Genomic DNA, 14,863 nt, shown 5'->3' with positions numbered 1-14,863 from the left:
GGTTTGACGTGGGCCATCTCGGTGGCGTGATAGCCGGTGGGGAAGATGTCGGCGAGCATCACGTAGTCGGTCTGCCGCTCGGCGGCGTCCTCGCCCAGACGCAGGGCGTTGAAGTCGCCGTAGGGCACGCGCAGCAGTTCCGCCTGGCCGCCCTGGTAGGGGCCCATCTCGGCGAATCCGTAGGCCGCTCCCGCAAGGGCCGGTTCCGGCTGCATCGTCAGGCAGTAGTTGGTCAGACCCTGCTCGCACTGCTTGCAGAAGCCGCAGGCGATGTTGAAGGGCAGGACCACATACTCGCCGACCTGGACCTTGCGGACGGCCGAGCCGACCTCCACGACCTGCCCCATGTTCTCGTGTCCCAGGGTGCGGCCGGACTCGAACGAGGTGCGGCCCTCGTACATGTGCAGATCCGAACCGCAGATGTTGGTGGCGGTGATCTTGACGATGATGTCGCAGGGGTGCTCGATCTTCGCGTCCGGTACGTCCTTCACTGTGACCGTTCGCGGTCCTTCATATACCGCTGCCTTCATGATGACTTCCCTCGGTGCCGCGGCATGACCGCGGCACGGCGATGACGAGACGGCGCAAAAAGCCCGACTCTCGGAAGTTGCTACGACGAGGTCCGTGGCTCCGGCACGCCTCTGCGGGCCGCTCACCCGGATCAGGTGGAACGGTGGTTCCGCCGCCGACCCGCCAGGCGGAGCTTCGGCGCTCCGGCGGCGTACCGAGCGGGTCCCCGTCGGCCTCCGACGCGAAACAACCACGCACCGATCGATCAGGCCATTCAAGCGAAACTGCCTAGTTCAACGGGCGTGGGCTGGTCTGAACGACCGCCGTGTGCAGCCCGTACCACGGGCACGCCGGCCAGCGGTGAGCGGCGATGCGCCGCATGCGTACCCGGGAACCATTCACACCGGCATCGGTTCACTTCGAGGGCTGGTCACCGTGGTCGTCGTGGAGCGTGTCGCGACGTTCCTGTTCGCGCTTGGAGAAGGCGGCTGCCCGGATCGCCTCCGCGCTCTCGAAGCCGGATCCCAGCGCCCCGCCCACGGTGGCGATCGAAGTGACGAGACAGGACAACGTCCAGTACTCCGTGGCGTGCAGCGGGTAGGTGTCATGGAGGACAAAACGCTCTTTTACTGCTCGTTTCTGAATGAGTCCCTGTGCTCATGCGTGTGGATCACCGGGCTCGGAGGATGTGTCGTCGTAGTGCCGGTAGCCTTCCTTCGTGATCAAAGGTGGGGGCGGAGAGCGACTCGGTGGCGATCTTGGGGTGCAAGGCTGGGGCGCCACGCGGGCGTGGGTGGAGAAGCGACTCGCTGATGGGGAACGGATAGAAGGTGCCGAGCGTCTGCGCGGTGGTTGGACCTCGGAGATGCGCAGGCTCCGCGTCGAGGGGCCGGGGGGCCGGCGGGACCTGGTGCTGCGGTCTTTCGTGAAGCCCTTCTACGTCCAGCACGCGGACGGTCTGTTGTCCCGCGAAGCCGCGATCCTGCGTCTGCTCGGGGCGACGGACGTGCCTGCGGCCACACTCGTGGACGTGGACGCGACCGCGACGCACTGCGACCACCCGTCCCTGCTGATGTCGTTGTTGCCTGGGGACGTCCGCTTGGACGACCGAGACGCTGAGCACCGGGCCGATCTGTTGGCCGAGCAGTTGGTGCGCATCCATCAGGTCGAGGTCTCCCCTGACGCGCGGCCGCGGACCTGGCAGGCCTGGACGTCGCCGGAGCGGGTGACGCTCCCGCGGTACACGGCGCGGCCCGAGCTCTGGCGGCGGGCCGTCGACGTCATCCGGCACGATCCGCCCGCTCTGCGACCCTGTTTCCTGCACCGGGACTTCCATCCGGGCAACGTCCTCTTCGAGGGCGAGGGGGACGACGTCCGCATCAGCGGTGTGGTCGACTGGGTGGAGACCTCGTGGGGACCGGCCGACCTCGATGTGGCCCACTGCTCGACGGCTCTGTCCCTGCTCCACGGGGTCTCCCTGGGGATGACCTTCGCCGACCGGTACCTCGCCGCGGGCGGGCGCCTCGCCGAGCAGTGTGCGGCGCACCTGTACTGGCGGGTCATCGATGCCCTGGCGTTCGCCCCGGACGCGGAGAAGGTCGCCGTCCCCTGGCGCGAACTCGGCCGCGCGGATCTGGACCCCGCCCTTCTGAGCAGCAGACTCGAGGAGTACCTCCACGCTCTGTTCGATCGCTACGCGTAGGTCGCTGAGACCAGACGCCTGAGACAGATGAGACTGCAGGCCAGTTCGAGCAGGCCCTGGTGAATGTCGGTCCGTCGTTCGTAGCGGATGCGGAGTCGTTTGAACTGGTGGAGCCAGGCGAACGCGCGCTCGACCACCCAGCGGACCTTGCCGAGCCCGGAGCCGTGGGCGACGCCGCGTCGGGCGATCATCGGCTTGATGCCCCGCTTCCAAAGAAGCCTTCGGTACTTGTCGAAGTCGTAGCCCCGGTCGGCGTACAGGCGCCGGGGCTTCCTCCGCGGTCGGCCTCGCAAGCCCCGAACTGGCGGGACCGCATCCAACAGCGGCAGGAGTTGAGTGACATCGTGTCGGTTCCCACCGGTGAGCGTGGCTGCGAGAGGCACTCCGTGACGGTCGACGATCAGGTGGTGTTTGGAACCGGGACGGGCGCGATCGACGGGCGAAGGGCCGACTTGCGCCCCCCTTTGAGCGCCCGGACGTGTGATCCGTCCACAGCACAGTCGACCAGGTCCAGCAGCTCGGCGCGGCGCAGGTCGCTCAAGAGGGCGGCGTGTAGCCGCGGCCAAACGCCAGCCTCGGTCCAGTCCCGGAGCCGACGCCAGGCTGTGACCCCGGAGCAGCCCACTGACCCGGCGGGGACGTCACGCCAAGCGACTCCTGTCCGCAGCACGTACATGACGCCGGCGAGGGCCGCTCGGTCGGGAACGCGCCGCCGACCGGGGTAACGGTGCCGCCGTTCGGGCGCGGGCGGCAGCAGCGGAGCCACGCGCTCCCACAGGGCGCATCGGAAGCGCCCGCCGAGGCGCCCTCGGACAGCAGATCGACCAGCTCCCGGCGGCCCGCGCGGAAGACGTCCCTGACCGGATCGCCAGTCCTGCCCGAAGGCGCCCCCTGCGATTACTTACGTGCCGAGGCCTCTTCCCCGGGCGGTGCCGTCGAGGCGCGTACCACGAGTTCGGTGGCGAGTTCGATGTGGTGGGACTCGACCTTGTCGCCGTTGGCCAGTCGGAGGGCGGTGCGCAGGGCGGCCCCGCCCATCTCCCTCAGCGGCTGGCGCACGGTGGTCAGTGGCGGTGAGGCCATCTGAGCGAGGTCCGTGTCGTCGAAGCCGACCACGCTCAGGTCTTCGGGGACGCGCAGGCCTCGGGCGCGGGCGGTCTCGATGACACCGAGGGCGATCTCGTCGTTGCCTGTGAAGATCGCCGTCGGTGGCTCTTCCAGCTCCAGCAGTGCGGCGGCGCCGAGCAAGCCGGTCTCGTACGTGAATTCTCCGGGTCGGATGTAGGCGTCGGGTACCGGTGCTCCTTCCGCTTCCATGGCGGCGCGATAGCCGTGCATGCGTGCCTGGTTGCACACGGCCATGGCCGGTCCGCCGAGATAGGCGACGCGGCGGTGGCCGAGGGAGAGCAGGTGCCGGGTCGCAGCCAGGCCACCGGAGAAGTTGGTCGCCCCGACGCTGTTGACCTGGCTGTCCGGGAGGTGCAGCGGGTCCAGCACGACCAGCGGCAGCCCGACCCTGGCCAGTTCCTTCAGGTGCGCGGCGGTGTACACGCTGGTGACCGCGATGAGGGCGCGGCGCCCGGCTGAGACCAGATCCCGGGCCCAGTGCGGGGCACGGGACGCCTTACTGATCACCACCGAGGCTCCTGCCTCGGCGGCGGAGTCGATGATGCCTTCCAGGGCCTTGGCCACGTACGACTTGAGGTCGCCCTGGAACTGCACCTCGATGGTCGGGCTTTCCAGGGCCTCGGTGTGGCGGAACACGGGCGCGAGGTAGTCGTGCTGATGCAGCAGTTCCTGCACCCGGGCGCGGGTCTGCGGCGCCACGTCACCACGACCGTTGACCACTTTGGACACGGTCGCGACGGAGACCCCGGCCCTTTGGGCGATGTCCGCCAAAGTGGTGCGTCTGACGTTCGGTGGCATCGGTTCCTCTCAGCTGTACGTCCACCGGCGCGGTGAGCCGCCGGTCGTGGCCGGCGACGCGGGTGGAACCGGTCAACCGTACGGCAACCCGGCAGGGAGCCCGGAGGGCGGGGGAGCTGCACCTGCAGCATGCCCGCGGGCCGGACCGGGCCGGTACACCGGCGATCGCCGCCGTGTCACCGTCATCTCGGCCCGGAGGACATCGACCCGGTCCGGCACTGGCCCACACCCCGCCGGCGCGGCATGACCTGGTCCGTCACCGGCAGTGAATCAGTCGCAGCCATCGTATGCCCACTCTTCCCTGCTCTCACCTTCGAGGTTTCGAAAACGTTTTGATGTCTGTCGGGGCTTCGCGGGAGCTGCGCCCGCCCGAGATTATGCGGCTGACGGTTGCCCGGCAACGTGCTTGCACATCCCTTGACATGACGTCAGCCCGAAACCTAACTTGCACGCACGGAAATCCAAGTCGGCTGTTTCGAAATGCTTTCACCATGACTCACGAGAAGCCGGTGGCTCTCGAGTGCGGAGAACGAACATGGAGATCCCTCTCTCTCGGCGTACCCTGTCTCGGCGCACCCTCCTCGGCCTGGCCGCCGGCATACCGGTCTCCGCGGCGCTGACGGCCTGCGGCTCGTCCGGTCCCGGCAAGAGCAACGCCGGAGCCACGTACTGGTACCTCAACGGTCAGCCGCAGGAAGGCGTCAGGGCCGGCGCGGTGGACGCGTTCAACAAGGCCCACCCAAAGACGCAGATCAAAGACACCACCTTCCAGAACGACGCCTACAAGACGAAGATCAAGACCGCCATCGGCGCTCGGCAGGCGCCCACCATCATCTGGGGCTGGGGCGGCGGGACGCTGCGCACCTACGTCGAGGCGGGCCAGGTCGAGGACCTCACCTCGTGGTTCGACCAGCACTCCGAGGTCAAGCAGCGGCTGTTCCCGTCCTCGTTCGGCGCGGCGACCGTCAACGGCAAGATCTACGCGATGCCGTGCGAGACCGTGCAGCCGATCATCCTCTTCTACAACAAGAAGGTCTTCGACCACGTCGGCGTGAAGCCGCCGGAGTCCTGGGACGACATCATGGCGCTGGTGCCCAAGTTCAATGCGAAGGGCATCGCACCGTTCTCCCTGGGCGGCCAGTCCCAGTGGACGAACATGATGTGGCTGGAGTTCCTGTTCGACCGCATCGGCGGTCCCGAGGTGTTCCAGGCCGTCATCGAGGGCGAGAAGAACGCCTGGTCCAACCCGGCCGCCATCACCGCGCTGACCAAGGTGCAGGAGCTGGTCAAGGCCAACGGGTTCATCAAGGGCTTCTCCTCGATCACCGCGGACTCCAACGCCGACCAGGCGCTGCTGTACACCGGCAAGGCCGCGATGATGCTGCACGGCGCCTGGTCGTACGGCATCCAGCAGTCCGACGGTGGGGACTTCGTCTCCGGCGGGGGGCTGGGTTTCATGAACTTCCCGCCCGTCGAAGGCGGCAAGGGCGATCCGGGCAACACCGTCGGCAACCCCGCCCAGTACCTGTCCATCTCCTCGAAGGCCGGCGCCGAGGAGAAGAAGGTCGCCAAGGAGTTCTTCGCCACCGGTGTCCTGCAGGACGCCGAGGTGAAGGCATGGATCGACAACGGGTCCGTGCCGATCCGGCTGGGCACGCAGAAGCTGCTGGCCGCCTCCAAGAGCTCCGATTTCCTCCAGCTCACCTACGACATCGCCAGCAAGGCCAAGACGTTCGTCCAGTCCTGGGACCAGGCGCTCAGTCCGACGGCCGCCGAGACGCTGCTGGACAACATCTCCAAGTTGTTCCAGCTGTCCATCTCGCCGCAGCAGTTCGCCGGCAACCTCAACGCGGTCATCGGCAAATGAGCGCGCTCACCAGCCGTCCGCCGCGTCGTGGACCGCGCAGCATCCTGCCGTGGCTGGCGGCGCCGGCGCTGGTGGTCTTCGTCTGCTTCGCTGTGATTCCGCTCGTCGGCGTCTTCGTGCTGAGCTTCACCACGTGGGACGGTATCGGCGCCATCCACGCGTCCGGACTGAGCAGCTGGCGTACGGTCCTCACCAACCCCGGGCTGCCGCACGCCCTCTGGGTGACGTTCCTTGTGATGATCGTGTCCTGGGCCGTTCAGACTCCCCTGAGTATTCTGCTCGGCACGTTCATGGCCGACCGCCAGCGCTACCGTGCGGTGCTGGGCGTGGTCTACTTCGTTCCGCTGCTGCTCAGCTCCGCGGCGATCGCGGTCGCGTACAAGGCCCTGCTGGACCCGAATTTCGGCCTCGGTGCCGGGCTGAAGATCAAGGCGCTCAGCCAGGACTGGCTGGGGCGGCCCGGGCTCGCGTTCGGCGTCGTCGTCTTCGTCGTCTCCTGGCAGTTCATCCCGTTCCACTCACTGATCTACCAGGGTGGTGTCCAGCAGATTCCGAAGTCCATGTACGAGGCGGCACAGTTGGACGGTGCCGGGCGGATCCGGCAGTTCTTCAGCATCACGCTGCCTCAGCTGAAGTACACCATCATCACCTCGTCCACGCTGATGGTGGTCGGGTCGCTGACCTTCTTCGACCTCATCTGGGTCCTGACCGAGGGCGGCCCCGGAGACGCCACCCGGGTCCTCGCACTGGACATGTACAAACGGGGATGGCGGGCCAGCCAGATGGGACCGGCCAGCGCCATCGCGGTCATCCTGGTCCTGGTGGGCCTCGCCCTCGCCCTGCTGCTGCGTCGCCTCGGAGGCCGGGACGCCGGTGAGAGCCAACTCGAGGGGGCCTGACGTGACCACCACGCTCACCAAGGCGCAACAATCGGAGCAGGCCGCCCGCCGCGAGCGGCAACGCCGCTCCCGTCCGGCGGCCCGCCGGAGCAACTGGATCGCCGGCCTGGCCGGATGGATCTGGCTCGTCGTCGTCGCCGTACCCCTGTACTGGATTCTCATCACCAGTCTCAAGGCCCAGAGCCGCTACTACTCGAGCAACCCGCTGGTGCCTTCGAGCGACCCCACGCTGGACAACTACCGGCTGGTCATCGAGTCCGACTTCATCCGCTACTTCGTGAACAGCGTCGTGGTCACCCTCGGCGCCGTGGTGCCGGCGGTCGCGTTCTCCTTCATGGCCGCTTACGCGATCGTACGCGGCTGGCGCATGCGCGGCCTGCGTGTGATCAACGGGCTGTTCCTCATGGGGCTGGCCATCCCGCTGCAGGCGACGGTGATCCCGGTCTATCTGATCATCATCAAACTGAAGCTGTACGACAGCCTGCTGGCGCTGATCCTCCCGTCGACCGCTTTCGCCATCCCGCTGTCCGTGCTGGTGCTCGCCAACTTCGTCCGCGACATACCCAAGGAACTGTTCGACTCGATGCGGGTCGACGGCGCCACCGAGTGGACGACGCTGTGGCGACTGGCGGCACCGCTCACCCGCCCGGCCATCCTGACCGTGAGCATCTACAACGGACTGACCATCTGGAACGGGTTCCTGCTGCCGCTGGTCCTCACCCAGAGCCCGGACCGCCGGACCCTGCCGCTCGCACTGTGGACCTTCCAGGGCCAGTACGGCGTCAATGTCCCTGCCGTTCTCGCCGCCGTCGTCCTCACCACACTGCCCGTTCTGGTCCTGTACGCATTCGGCCGCCGCCAGCTGCTCAGCGGTCTGACCGCCGGATTCAGCCGGTGATCGACGCCGACGCTGTGGCCAGTGGTGGCCCGCACCGCGGAGGGCATCCCGGGCCTTCCGGGACCCGTGGTGCTGTCGGTGCCGCCCGTCCTGCTCGTCTACCTGTTCATCCGTCGCGCCCTGGTCCAGGGCCTGATGGGTGTGGGAGGAAAGTGAACGTCAACGTGGCCGTAGAGACCACCCCCGAAATCCCCCTCTGGAACGACCCCACCCTTCCCGTCACCACCAGGGTCGACGCGCTGATCGACGCGATGACCCTCCAGGAGAAGACCGCCCAACTGTACGGAGTGTGGGTGGGCGCCTCCGATCAGGGCGGTGAAGTGGCCCCCCATCAGCACGACATGGAGGAGGCCGTCGATCTCGAGGCGCTCCTGCCCACCGGACTCGGTCAGCTGACCCGGCCCTTCGGCACGGTCCCCGTCGACCCCGCCGTGGGTGCGCTCTCCCTGGCCCGCACCCAGGCTCGTATCACCTCGGCGAACCGTTTCGGCATTCCCGCTCTCGCGCATGACGAGTGTCTGGCCGGCTTCGCCGCCTGGGGAGCGACGGCCTACCCCGTTCCGCTGTCCTGGGGCGCCACCTTCGACCCGGACACGGTGCGGCGCATGGCCGCCGCCATCGGCCGCGACATGCGACACGTCGGCGTCCACCAGGGTCTCGCGCCCGTCCTCGACGTCGTACGCGACGCCCGCTGGGGCCGGGTGGAGGAGACCATCGGCGAGGACCCGTACCTCGTCGGCACCGTCGCGACGGCGTACGTGCAGGGCCTTGAGTCCGCCGGGATCGTCGCCACCCTCAAGCACTTCGTCGGCTACTCCGCCTCCCGCGCCGGCCGCAACCTCGCCCCCTCCTCAGTGGGCCCGCGTGAGCGAGCCGACGTTCTGCTGCCTCCCTTCGAGATGGCGATCCGCGAGGGCGGCGCCCGGTCGGTGATGAACGCCTACACCGACACCGACGGCATGCCCTCCGCGGCCGACGAGGACCTGCTGACCGGGCTGCTGCGCGGCACGTGGGGCTTCGACGGCACCGTCGTCGCCGACTACTTCGCCATCGCCTTCCTCAAGACGCTGCACGGCATCGCGGCCGACTGGGCCGACGCCGCCGGCACCGCGCTCGCGGCGGGCATCGACGTCGAACTGCCCAACGTCAAGACGTACGGCGAACCCCTCGTCCAAGCCGTCACCGACGGCCGCATACCGGAAGAGCTCATCGACCGCGCCCTGCGCCACGTCCTCACCCAGAAGGCGAAGCTGGGCCTGCTCGACCCCGACTGGAGCCCGGTGCCGGCGGCGCTCGACGGCGCGGACGCCGACGACCCGGAGGCCCTGCGCGGCACGGTCGACCTGGACCGGCCCGAGAACCGTCGACTGGCCCGCGAGATCGCCGAGAAGGCGGTTGTCCTGCTCACCAACGACGGCACCCTGCCACTGACCCGGCCGCGCCGCATCGCCCTGATCGGTCCCAACGCCGACGAGCCCACCGCCGTACTGGGCTGCTACTCCTTCCCCCAGCACATCGGCGTCCGCCACCCCGGGACCCCGCTCGGCATCGAACTGCCCACGCTGCGCGACACTCTCGCCGCGGAATTCCCCGACGCCGAGATCACGCTCGCCCGCGGCACCGGCATCGACGACGGAGACCTCTCCGGCATTCGCGAGGCCGTCCAGGCGGCCCGCGAGGCCGACGTCGCCGTGGTGGTGCTCGGCGACCGCGCCGGGCTGTTCGGGCGGGGCACCAGCGGCGAGGGCTGCGACGCCGAGTCGCTGGACCTGCCCGGTGCGCAGCAGCACTTGGTCGACGCCCTGCTCGACCTGGAGACACCCGTGATCACCGTGCTGCTCGCGGGACGGCCGTACGCCCTCGGCCGCGCCGTGACCGAGTCCGCTGCTGTCGTTCAGTCCTTCTTCCCCGGGGAGGAGGGCACGCATGCGATCGCCGGCGTCCTCAGCGGTCGTATCAACCCCTCCGGACGTCTCCCGGTCAGCGTGCCGCGTGGGCCGGGCTCCCAGCCGACCACGTACCTCGGCGCGCGGCTCGCGCACGCCAGCGAGGTGTCCAACATCGATCCGACCCCGGCGTTCGCCTTCGGCCACGGTCTGTCCTACACGCAGTTCGACTGGAGCGACCTGACCATGGACGCCCGGGAAGCCCCGACGGACGGCGAGTTCACCCTCGCCTTCACCGTGCGCAACACCGGCGGGCGGTCCGGATCCGAGGTCGTCCAGCTCTATCTGCACGACCCGGTTGCCTCCGTCGTTCAGCCGGTGCAGCGCCTGGTCGGCTACACCCGGCTCGAGCTGGAGCCGGGCGAGGCCCGCCGCGTCCGGGTCACGGTCCCGTCCGACCTCGCCTCCTTCACGGGGCGCGACGGTCGGCGCATCGTCGAACCGGGCGAACTGGAGGTGCGGTTGGCCGCCTCCAGCGCTGATCCGCGTCTGACGGCCGGCGTCACGCTGACCGGAGCCGAGCGTCAGGTGGACCACACGCGGCGCCTCCATGCCACGTTCACGCAGGAGCCGATTGCTCAAGCATGAGCCGGTGTGCGCAGCGCACGTCGCAGCAGCGGCAGCGCTGCGCACACCAGGCCGAGCGGCCGGACAAGTGGTGATCTGAGCGCCTGCGCTCCGGGGTGCGTGGTGAAGAGCTGTTCGGCGTTGCGAGTGGTCGGAGTACGCCAGTCCTGGTCGATGGCCGGCATGGTCGCTTCCAGGTCCGACAGCAGTTTCAGGGCGAGCTGGTGGCTGGTCCGGACGTGGTCGCTGCCGTAAAGGAGCCGGTCCGGGCGGGCGATGAGGGCGAGCGCGGCGATCTGCCGCTTGGTCGGCATGCCGGCGAGGTCGTGAGCGCATCGCCCGTATCCTGCGCCGCTTCCAGCCGGGCCTGTCCATCGAGCCCGGGACCCTTCGGCATGTCGGCGGTCATGCGGACCGGCGGTACACCGGTGCCCTCACTGAGGGCGAGTACGGCGCGTCCCAGCTCCTCAACGTACGGGGCGACCGACCTCGCCGTCGGCGAAACTCGCGGACCGTGTCCCGGCGGCGGGCGGGCTTCTGCGCGTAGTGCCGGCTCTACGCGTAGTGCCGGTAGATCGCCGACGCCACGCACGCCGGCTTCTCCGAGCCCTCCACCTCGATCGTGAAGGTCAGGCGCATCTCGACGCCGTTGCCCTTGACCTCCTCCACGGAGTCCACGGCGCCGTGCAGGCGGATCTTCGCTCCGACCTTCACCGGGCTGGGGAAACGGACCTTGTCCAGGCCGTAGTTGATGCTCATCGAGACGCCCTCGATGGCGAGCAGGTCGTTGAAGAGGGGAATGACGAGGGACAGGGTCAGGTAGCCGTGGGCGATCGGGCCGCCGAAGGGGCCGGCCGCCGCGCGCTCGGGGTCGACGTGGATCCACTGGTGGTCGCCGGTGGCGTCGGCGAAGGTGTTCACCCGCTCCTGGGCGATCTCCAGCCAGTCGGTGCGGCCGAGGTCGGCGCCGGCGAGGGCCTTGATCTCGTCGAGGCCGGTGACGGTACGGAGGGCAGTCATGCGTGGGCTCCAGAAGAGTCGGTGGTTCCGTAGGTTTCCCGGATGCGGGGCTTGAGCAGTTTGCCGGCGCCGCTGCGGGGCAGTGCGTCGGCGAAGACGACGGACTTGGGGATCTTGTAGCGGGCGAGGCGGCCGTCGAGGAAGGCCAGGATCCCGTCGGCGCCGGCCTCCGCCCCCGGCGCGAGGACGACGACCGCGCGGCCCACCTCGCCCCACTTCTCGTCGGGTACGCCGATCACGGCGCAGTCCGCGACGGACGGGTGTTCGTACAGGGCCTTCTCCACCTCGGCCGGGTAGATGTTCTCCCCACCCGAGATGATCATGTCCTTGACGCGGTCGACGATCGTGACGTACCCGTCCTCGTCCGCTATGGCCACATCGCCCGTGCGGAACCAGCCGTCCGTGAAGGCGGCCGCGGTCGCGTCCGGCAGGCCCCAGTAGCCGGACATGATGGTGGGGCCCTCGACGAGCAGTTCGCCGCGCTCGCCCCGTTCGGCGTCGTGCCCTGCGGGATCGGCGATCCGCACGTCGTTGAAGAAGTGCGGCACGCCCGCGCTGCCCGCCTTGGCCAGGGCGTTCTCCGCGTCCAGCAGGCACACGCCCGGGGAGGCCTCGGTCATGCCGTAGCCCTGGAGGAAGCGCAGGCCGCGCTTTTCGTACGTACGGATCAGCGCCTGCGGGACCGGTGCACCGCCGCACATCATCTTCCGCACGGACGACAGGTCGGCCGCGGCGAACCGCTCCTCCGCGGCGAGCTGCTGGAACATGGTCGGAACGCCGAACATGACCGTCACGCCGTGCTCCTCGACCAGGTCGAGGGTGCGGGAGGGCGAGAACGACTCCTCGAGGATCAGCGTGCCGCCCTTGAGGAACGTCGGCAGGCACGTCATGTTGAGGGCCGCCGTATGGAACATGGGTGCGGACAGCAGGGTCACCTCGTCGGAGGCGAAGTCTCCGTCGACGAGCGTGTTGATGCTGTTCCAGGTGAGGTTGCCGTGGCTGAGCACGGCTCCCTTCGCGCGGCCCGTGGTCCCCGAGGTGTACATGATCACCGCGAGGTCGTCGAGGGTGACGTTCTCGTCGAGGGGGGAGCCCGGGGCCTGTGCCAGCGCCTTGTCGTACGTGTCGTCGACGGCGACGAGCCGGCCGACTCCGGAGGCCGCCGCGAACGCGCCGAACGGCGGGGAGTGGACGAGCAAGGACGTACCGGAGTCGGTGAGGCAGTGCCTCAACTCGGCCTCGGCCAGGCGGATGTTGAGCGGGACGAAGACGGCGCCCAGCCGGCCCGCCGCGAACAGGGTCTCCAGGAACGCGGGATGGTTCGGGCCGAGGAAGGCGACACGGTCGCCGCGGCGGACACCGAGGGAGCGGAGGTGGTGGGCGAGGCGGGTGGTGCGGTCGTGCAGCTGGGCGTAGGTGTACCGGGACCCCTGGTGGACGACGGCGAGGCGGTGGGGGGTCTTGCGGGCGCGTCGTGCGGTCCAGGAGCCGATGCCGTGGTTGCGCATGAGGGAGCTCCTTTGCGTCCCTGGGTGCCGCGAGAACGGGCGCGGATGAGTCCTTGGTGCAGCGGGCCGGTCTTGGTGACTTCGGATCAGTTCTTGGTGAAGCGGATCAGTCCTTCGCGCATCGGATCAGTCCTTGATGAAGCCGAACAGCCGGGCCGCGTTCTCCTTGAGGATCTTCGGCCTGACCTCGTCCTTGATCGGCAGCGCGGCGAAGTCCCTCAGCCAGCGGTCCGGGGTGAGGAGGGGGTAGTCGGTCCCGAACAGCACCTTGTCCTTGAGCAGGCTGTTGGCGTACTGGACGAGCTGCGGCGGGAAGTACTTGGGCGACCAGCCCGACAGGTCGATGTAGACCTGCGGCTTGTGCGTGGCCACCGACAGCGCCTCGTCCTGCCAGGGGAAGGACGGGTGGGCCATGATGATCGGCATGCCGGGGAAGTCGGCGGCCACGTCGTCGATGTACAGCGGGTTGGAGTACTTCAGGCGGATGCCGCCGCCGCCCGGTGCGCCCGCGCCGATGCCGGTCTGACCGGTGTGGAAGACCGCGACGGCGCCTGACTCCTCGATCGCCTCGTACAGGACGTACGCGGACCGGTCGTTGGGGTAGAACGCCTGGACGCTCGGGTGGAACTTGAAGCCGCGTACCCCGAAGTCCCGTACCAGACGGCCGACTTCCCGAGCTCCCGCCCTGCCCTTGGCGGGGTCGATCGAGGCGAACGGGATGATGACGTCCGGGTTCTCGGCGGCGGCCTCGGCGATCTCCTCGTTGGGGACGGCCGGGACGCCGGTCGCGGCCTCCGCGTCGACGGTGAAGACGACGCACGCCATCTTCCGCTCGCGGTAGTGCGCGGCGATCTCGGGGAGCGTCGGCTTGCGGTGGCCGTCCTCCACCTTGAAGTACTTGCCGGACGCCTCCTCCAGCTCGGAGGAGAGCGAGCCCCGTCCGCGCGAGGAGACCTCGGCGTGGGTGTGCACGTCGATCGCGGTGATCGCGCCGATGTCGATGCCGGTCATCTGGCGGTCGTCTCCTTACAGCTGCGGGGCGGGGATGCCGTAGGTCTCCGGGTGCCGGCCCACCGAGGTCGGCCAGGCGGCGGCGATCGCGTCCGCCGACCAGCCGCCGTCGGTGTACGCGGCCGAGACCTCCTGCGGGTGCGACCACAGCGACAGCTTGTCACCGCCGATGCCGACGCACTGGCCGGTGACGTCCTTCGCCGCGTCGGAGGCGAGGAAGACGACCAGGCCCGCGCAGTCCTCGGCGGTACCGAAGGCGATGCCCTTGCGCAGGGAGTCCGGGAAGGGCGTGCCGTCGTTCTCGTACGCCTCGATGTAGGGGGCGAACAGCGGCATGGTCTTCGTCATCTCGGTGGCCGCGTTGGGGACGACTGCGTTGGCGGTGATGCCGGCCTTCGCCAGCTCCATGGCCCAGGTGCGGACCATCGCGGCGATGCCCGCCTTGGCGGCGGCGTAGTTGGTCTGGCCGAAATTGCCGCGCTGTCCGGCGGGGGAGCCCGCGACGATGATGCGGCCGCCCTCGCCCTGCTCGCGCATCCGGACCGCGGCGGCGCGGGCGCAGGTGAAGGTGCCGCGCAGGTGCACGTGCTGGACGGTGTCGAAGTCGTCGTCGGACATCTTCCACAGGACTCGGTCGCGCAGCACGCCCGCGTTGGTGACCATGACGTCGAGCCGCCCGAACTCGGCCACGGCCCGGTTCACCAGGGCGTCGGCGGCCTCGCTGGTGCCGACGGCGACGACCTCGGCGACCGCGCGCCCTCCGTCCTCGCTGATCTGCTTGACGGCCGCTTCGGACGCCTCGGCGTCCACGTCGTTGACGACGACCGAGGCGCCGGCGGCGGCGAGGGCGCGGGCGTAGGCGAGGCCGAGGCCGCGCCCGCTGCCGGTGACGACGGCAACTTTGCCGGAAAGGTCCATGGGTGTATCTCCTTGAGGGCGGAGAGATGGGGGAGCGCAGAGGAAGCGGCGGGGGCGGCACCGCCCCACGGGGTGTGCCCGGTCCCGTCCC

The 14,863-nt window shown here is 69.1% G+C and carries 14 protein-coding genes and 1 pseudogene; 6 read left to right on the top strand and 9 right to left on the bottom strand.

Going from position 1 to position 14,863, the window contains the following annotated elements:
* The coding region (locus IE318_RS38865) for an alcohol dehydrogenase catalytic domain-containing protein (RefSeq protein WP_189907621.1) at nt 1–530 on the bottom strand (530 nt) is incomplete at its 3' end.
* Nucleotides 531–924: 394 nt separating this feature from the next.
* Nucleotides 925–1,161: pseudogene (locus IE318_RS38860) on the bottom strand (hypothetical protein); the annotation flags it as partial.
* Between the two features lie 214 nt (nt 1,162–1,375).
* Between IE318_RS38860 and IE318_RS38855 the strand changes: the two are divergent.
* Nucleotides 1,376–2,212: a phosphotransferase family protein gene (locus IE318_RS38855; protein WP_373311407.1), complete on the top strand. Its 837-nt coding sequence runs from the start codon at nt 1,376–1,378 to the stop codon at nt 2,210–2,212.
* Here IE318_RS38855 and IE318_RS38850 read toward each other — a convergent pair.
* Nucleotides 2,203–2,990 (bottom strand): IS5 family transposase gene (locus IE318_RS38850; RefSeq protein ID WP_444546221.1). Its coding sequence is split into 2 segments (ribosomal slippage): nt 2,203–2,678 and nt 2,678–2,990, totalling 789 coding nucleotides; the frame shifts between segments, so codons are not numbered across the junction. The genes IE318_RS38855 and IE318_RS38850 overlap by 10 nt on opposite strands.
* 119 nt (nt 2,991–3,109) lie before the next feature.
* On the bottom strand, nt 3,110–4,138 hold the full coding sequence (locus IE318_RS38845; protein WP_189907619.1) for a LacI family DNA-binding transcriptional regulator: 1,029 nt from the start codon (nt 4,136–4,138) through the stop codon (nt 3,110–3,112).
* Between the two features lie 535 nt (nt 4,139–4,673).
* Here IE318_RS38845 and IE318_RS38840 point away from each other — a divergent pair.
* The 5 genes from IE318_RS38840 to IE318_RS38820 are packed head-to-tail and all read left to right on the top strand — an operon-like array spanning nt 4,674 to nt 10,336.
* On the top strand, nt 4,674–6,005 hold the full coding sequence (locus IE318_RS38840) for an extracellular solute-binding protein (RefSeq protein WP_189907618.1): 1,332 nt from the start codon (nt 4,674–4,676) through the stop codon (nt 6,003–6,005).
* Nucleotides 6,002–6,904 (top strand): carbohydrate ABC transporter permease, encoded by a 903-nt coding sequence (locus IE318_RS38835; protein ID WP_189907617.1) that lies wholly within the window; start codon nt 6,002–6,004, stop codon nt 6,902–6,904. The genes IE318_RS38840 and IE318_RS38835 overlap by 4 nt, the downstream gene beginning before the upstream one ends.
* Before the next feature lies 1 nt (nt 6,905).
* The gene (locus tag IE318_RS38830; protein WP_189907616.1) at nt 6,906–7,802 is read left to right on the top strand and encodes a carbohydrate ABC transporter permease; all 897 of its coding nucleotides are present in this window, start codon (nt 6,906–6,908) and stop codon (nt 7,800–7,802) included.
* 21 nt (nt 7,803–7,823) lie between these two features.
* Nucleotides 7,824–7,958 (top strand): hypothetical protein, encoded by a 135-nt coding sequence (locus IE318_RS38825; RefSeq protein WP_373311406.1) that lies wholly within the window; start codon nt 7,824–7,826, stop codon nt 7,956–7,958.
* Nucleotides 7,955–10,336, top strand: a complete 2,382-nt coding sequence (locus IE318_RS38820; protein ID WP_189907615.1) for a beta-xylosidase/alpha-l-arabinosidase — start codon at nt 7,955–7,957, stop codon at nt 10,334–10,336. Before IE318_RS38825 ends, IE318_RS38820 begins: the two co-directional genes overlap by 4 nt.
* Here the strand turns inward: IE318_RS38820 and IE318_RS38815 are convergent.
* The 5 genes from IE318_RS38815 to IE318_RS38795 form a co-directional block, all read right to left on the bottom strand.
* On the bottom strand, nt 10,327–10,629 hold the full coding sequence (locus tag IE318_RS38815) for a hypothetical protein (protein WP_189907614.1): 303 nt from the start codon (nt 10,627–10,629) through the stop codon (nt 10,327–10,329). The genes IE318_RS38820 and IE318_RS38815 overlap by 10 nt on opposite strands.
* Nucleotides 10,630–10,870: 241 nt before the next feature.
* Nucleotides 10,871–11,335 carry a MaoC family dehydratase gene (locus IE318_RS38810; protein ID WP_189907613.1) on the bottom strand — a complete coding sequence of 155 codons (465 nt, stop codon included), beginning with the start codon at nt 11,333–11,335 and terminating at the stop codon, nt 10,871–10,873.
* Nucleotides 11,332–12,843: an acyl-CoA synthetase gene (locus IE318_RS38805; protein ID WP_189907612.1), complete on the bottom strand. Its 1,512-nt coding sequence runs from the start codon at nt 12,841–12,843 to the stop codon at nt 11,332–11,334. The genes IE318_RS38810 and IE318_RS38805 overlap by 4 nt, the downstream gene beginning before the upstream one ends.
* Nucleotides 12,844–12,969: 126 nt before the next feature.
* Nucleotides 12,970–13,854, bottom strand: a complete 885-nt coding sequence (locus tag IE318_RS38800) for an amidohydrolase family protein (protein ID WP_189907611.1) — start codon at nt 13,852–13,854, stop codon at nt 12,970–12,972.
* Between the two features lie 15 nt (nt 13,855–13,869).
* Nucleotides 13,870–14,772, bottom strand: a complete 903-nt coding sequence (locus IE318_RS38795) for an SDR family oxidoreductase (RefSeq protein ID WP_189907610.1) — start codon at nt 14,770–14,772, stop codon at nt 13,870–13,872.
* Nucleotides 14,773–14,863 lie beyond the last annotated feature (91 nt).

The sequence above is a fragment of the Streptomyces spiralis genome (genome assembly GCF_014654675.1).
Taxonomy (GTDB): domain Bacteria; phylum Actinomycetota; class Actinomycetes; order Streptomycetales; family Streptomycetaceae; genus Streptomyces; species Streptomyces spiralis.
This window is presented reverse-complemented; position numbering and strand designations above follow the sequence as displayed.

Bases quoted from the DNA above. Each gene is read 5' to 3' on its own strand.
- IE318_RS38855 (WP_373311407.1), top strand. From the start codon at position 1,376: ATGCGCAGGCTCCGCGTCGAGGGGCCGGGGGGCCGGCGGGACCTGGTG.
- IE318_RS38810 (WP_189907613.1), bottom strand. From the start codon at position 11,335: ATGACTGCCCTCCGTACCGTCACCGGCCTCGACGAGATCAAGGCCCTC.
- IE318_RS38815 (WP_189907614.1), bottom strand. From the start codon at position 10,629: ATGCCGACCAAGCGGCAGATCGCCGCGCTCGCCCTCATCGCCCGCCCG.
- IE318_RS38795 (WP_189907610.1), bottom strand. From the start codon at position 14,772: ATGGACCTTTCCGGCAAAGTTGCCGTCGTCACCGGCAGCGGGCGCGGC.
- IE318_RS38805 (WP_189907612.1), bottom strand. From the start codon at position 12,843: ATGCGCAACCACGGCATCGGCTCCTGGACCGCACGACGCGCCCGCAAG.
- IE318_RS38840 (WP_189907618.1), top strand. From the start codon at position 4,674: ATGGAGATCCCTCTCTCTCGGCGTACCCTGTCTCGGCGCACCCTCCTC.
- IE318_RS38845 (WP_189907619.1), bottom strand. From the start codon at position 4,138: ATGCCACCGAACGTCAGACGCACCACTTTGGCGGACATCGCCCAAAGG.
- IE318_RS38835 (WP_189907617.1), top strand. From the start codon at position 6,002: ATGAGCGCGCTCACCAGCCGTCCGCCGCGTCGTGGACCGCGCAGCATC.
- IE318_RS38800 (WP_189907611.1), bottom strand. From the start codon at position 13,854: ATGACCGGCATCGACATCGGCGCGATCACCGCGATCGACGTGCACACC.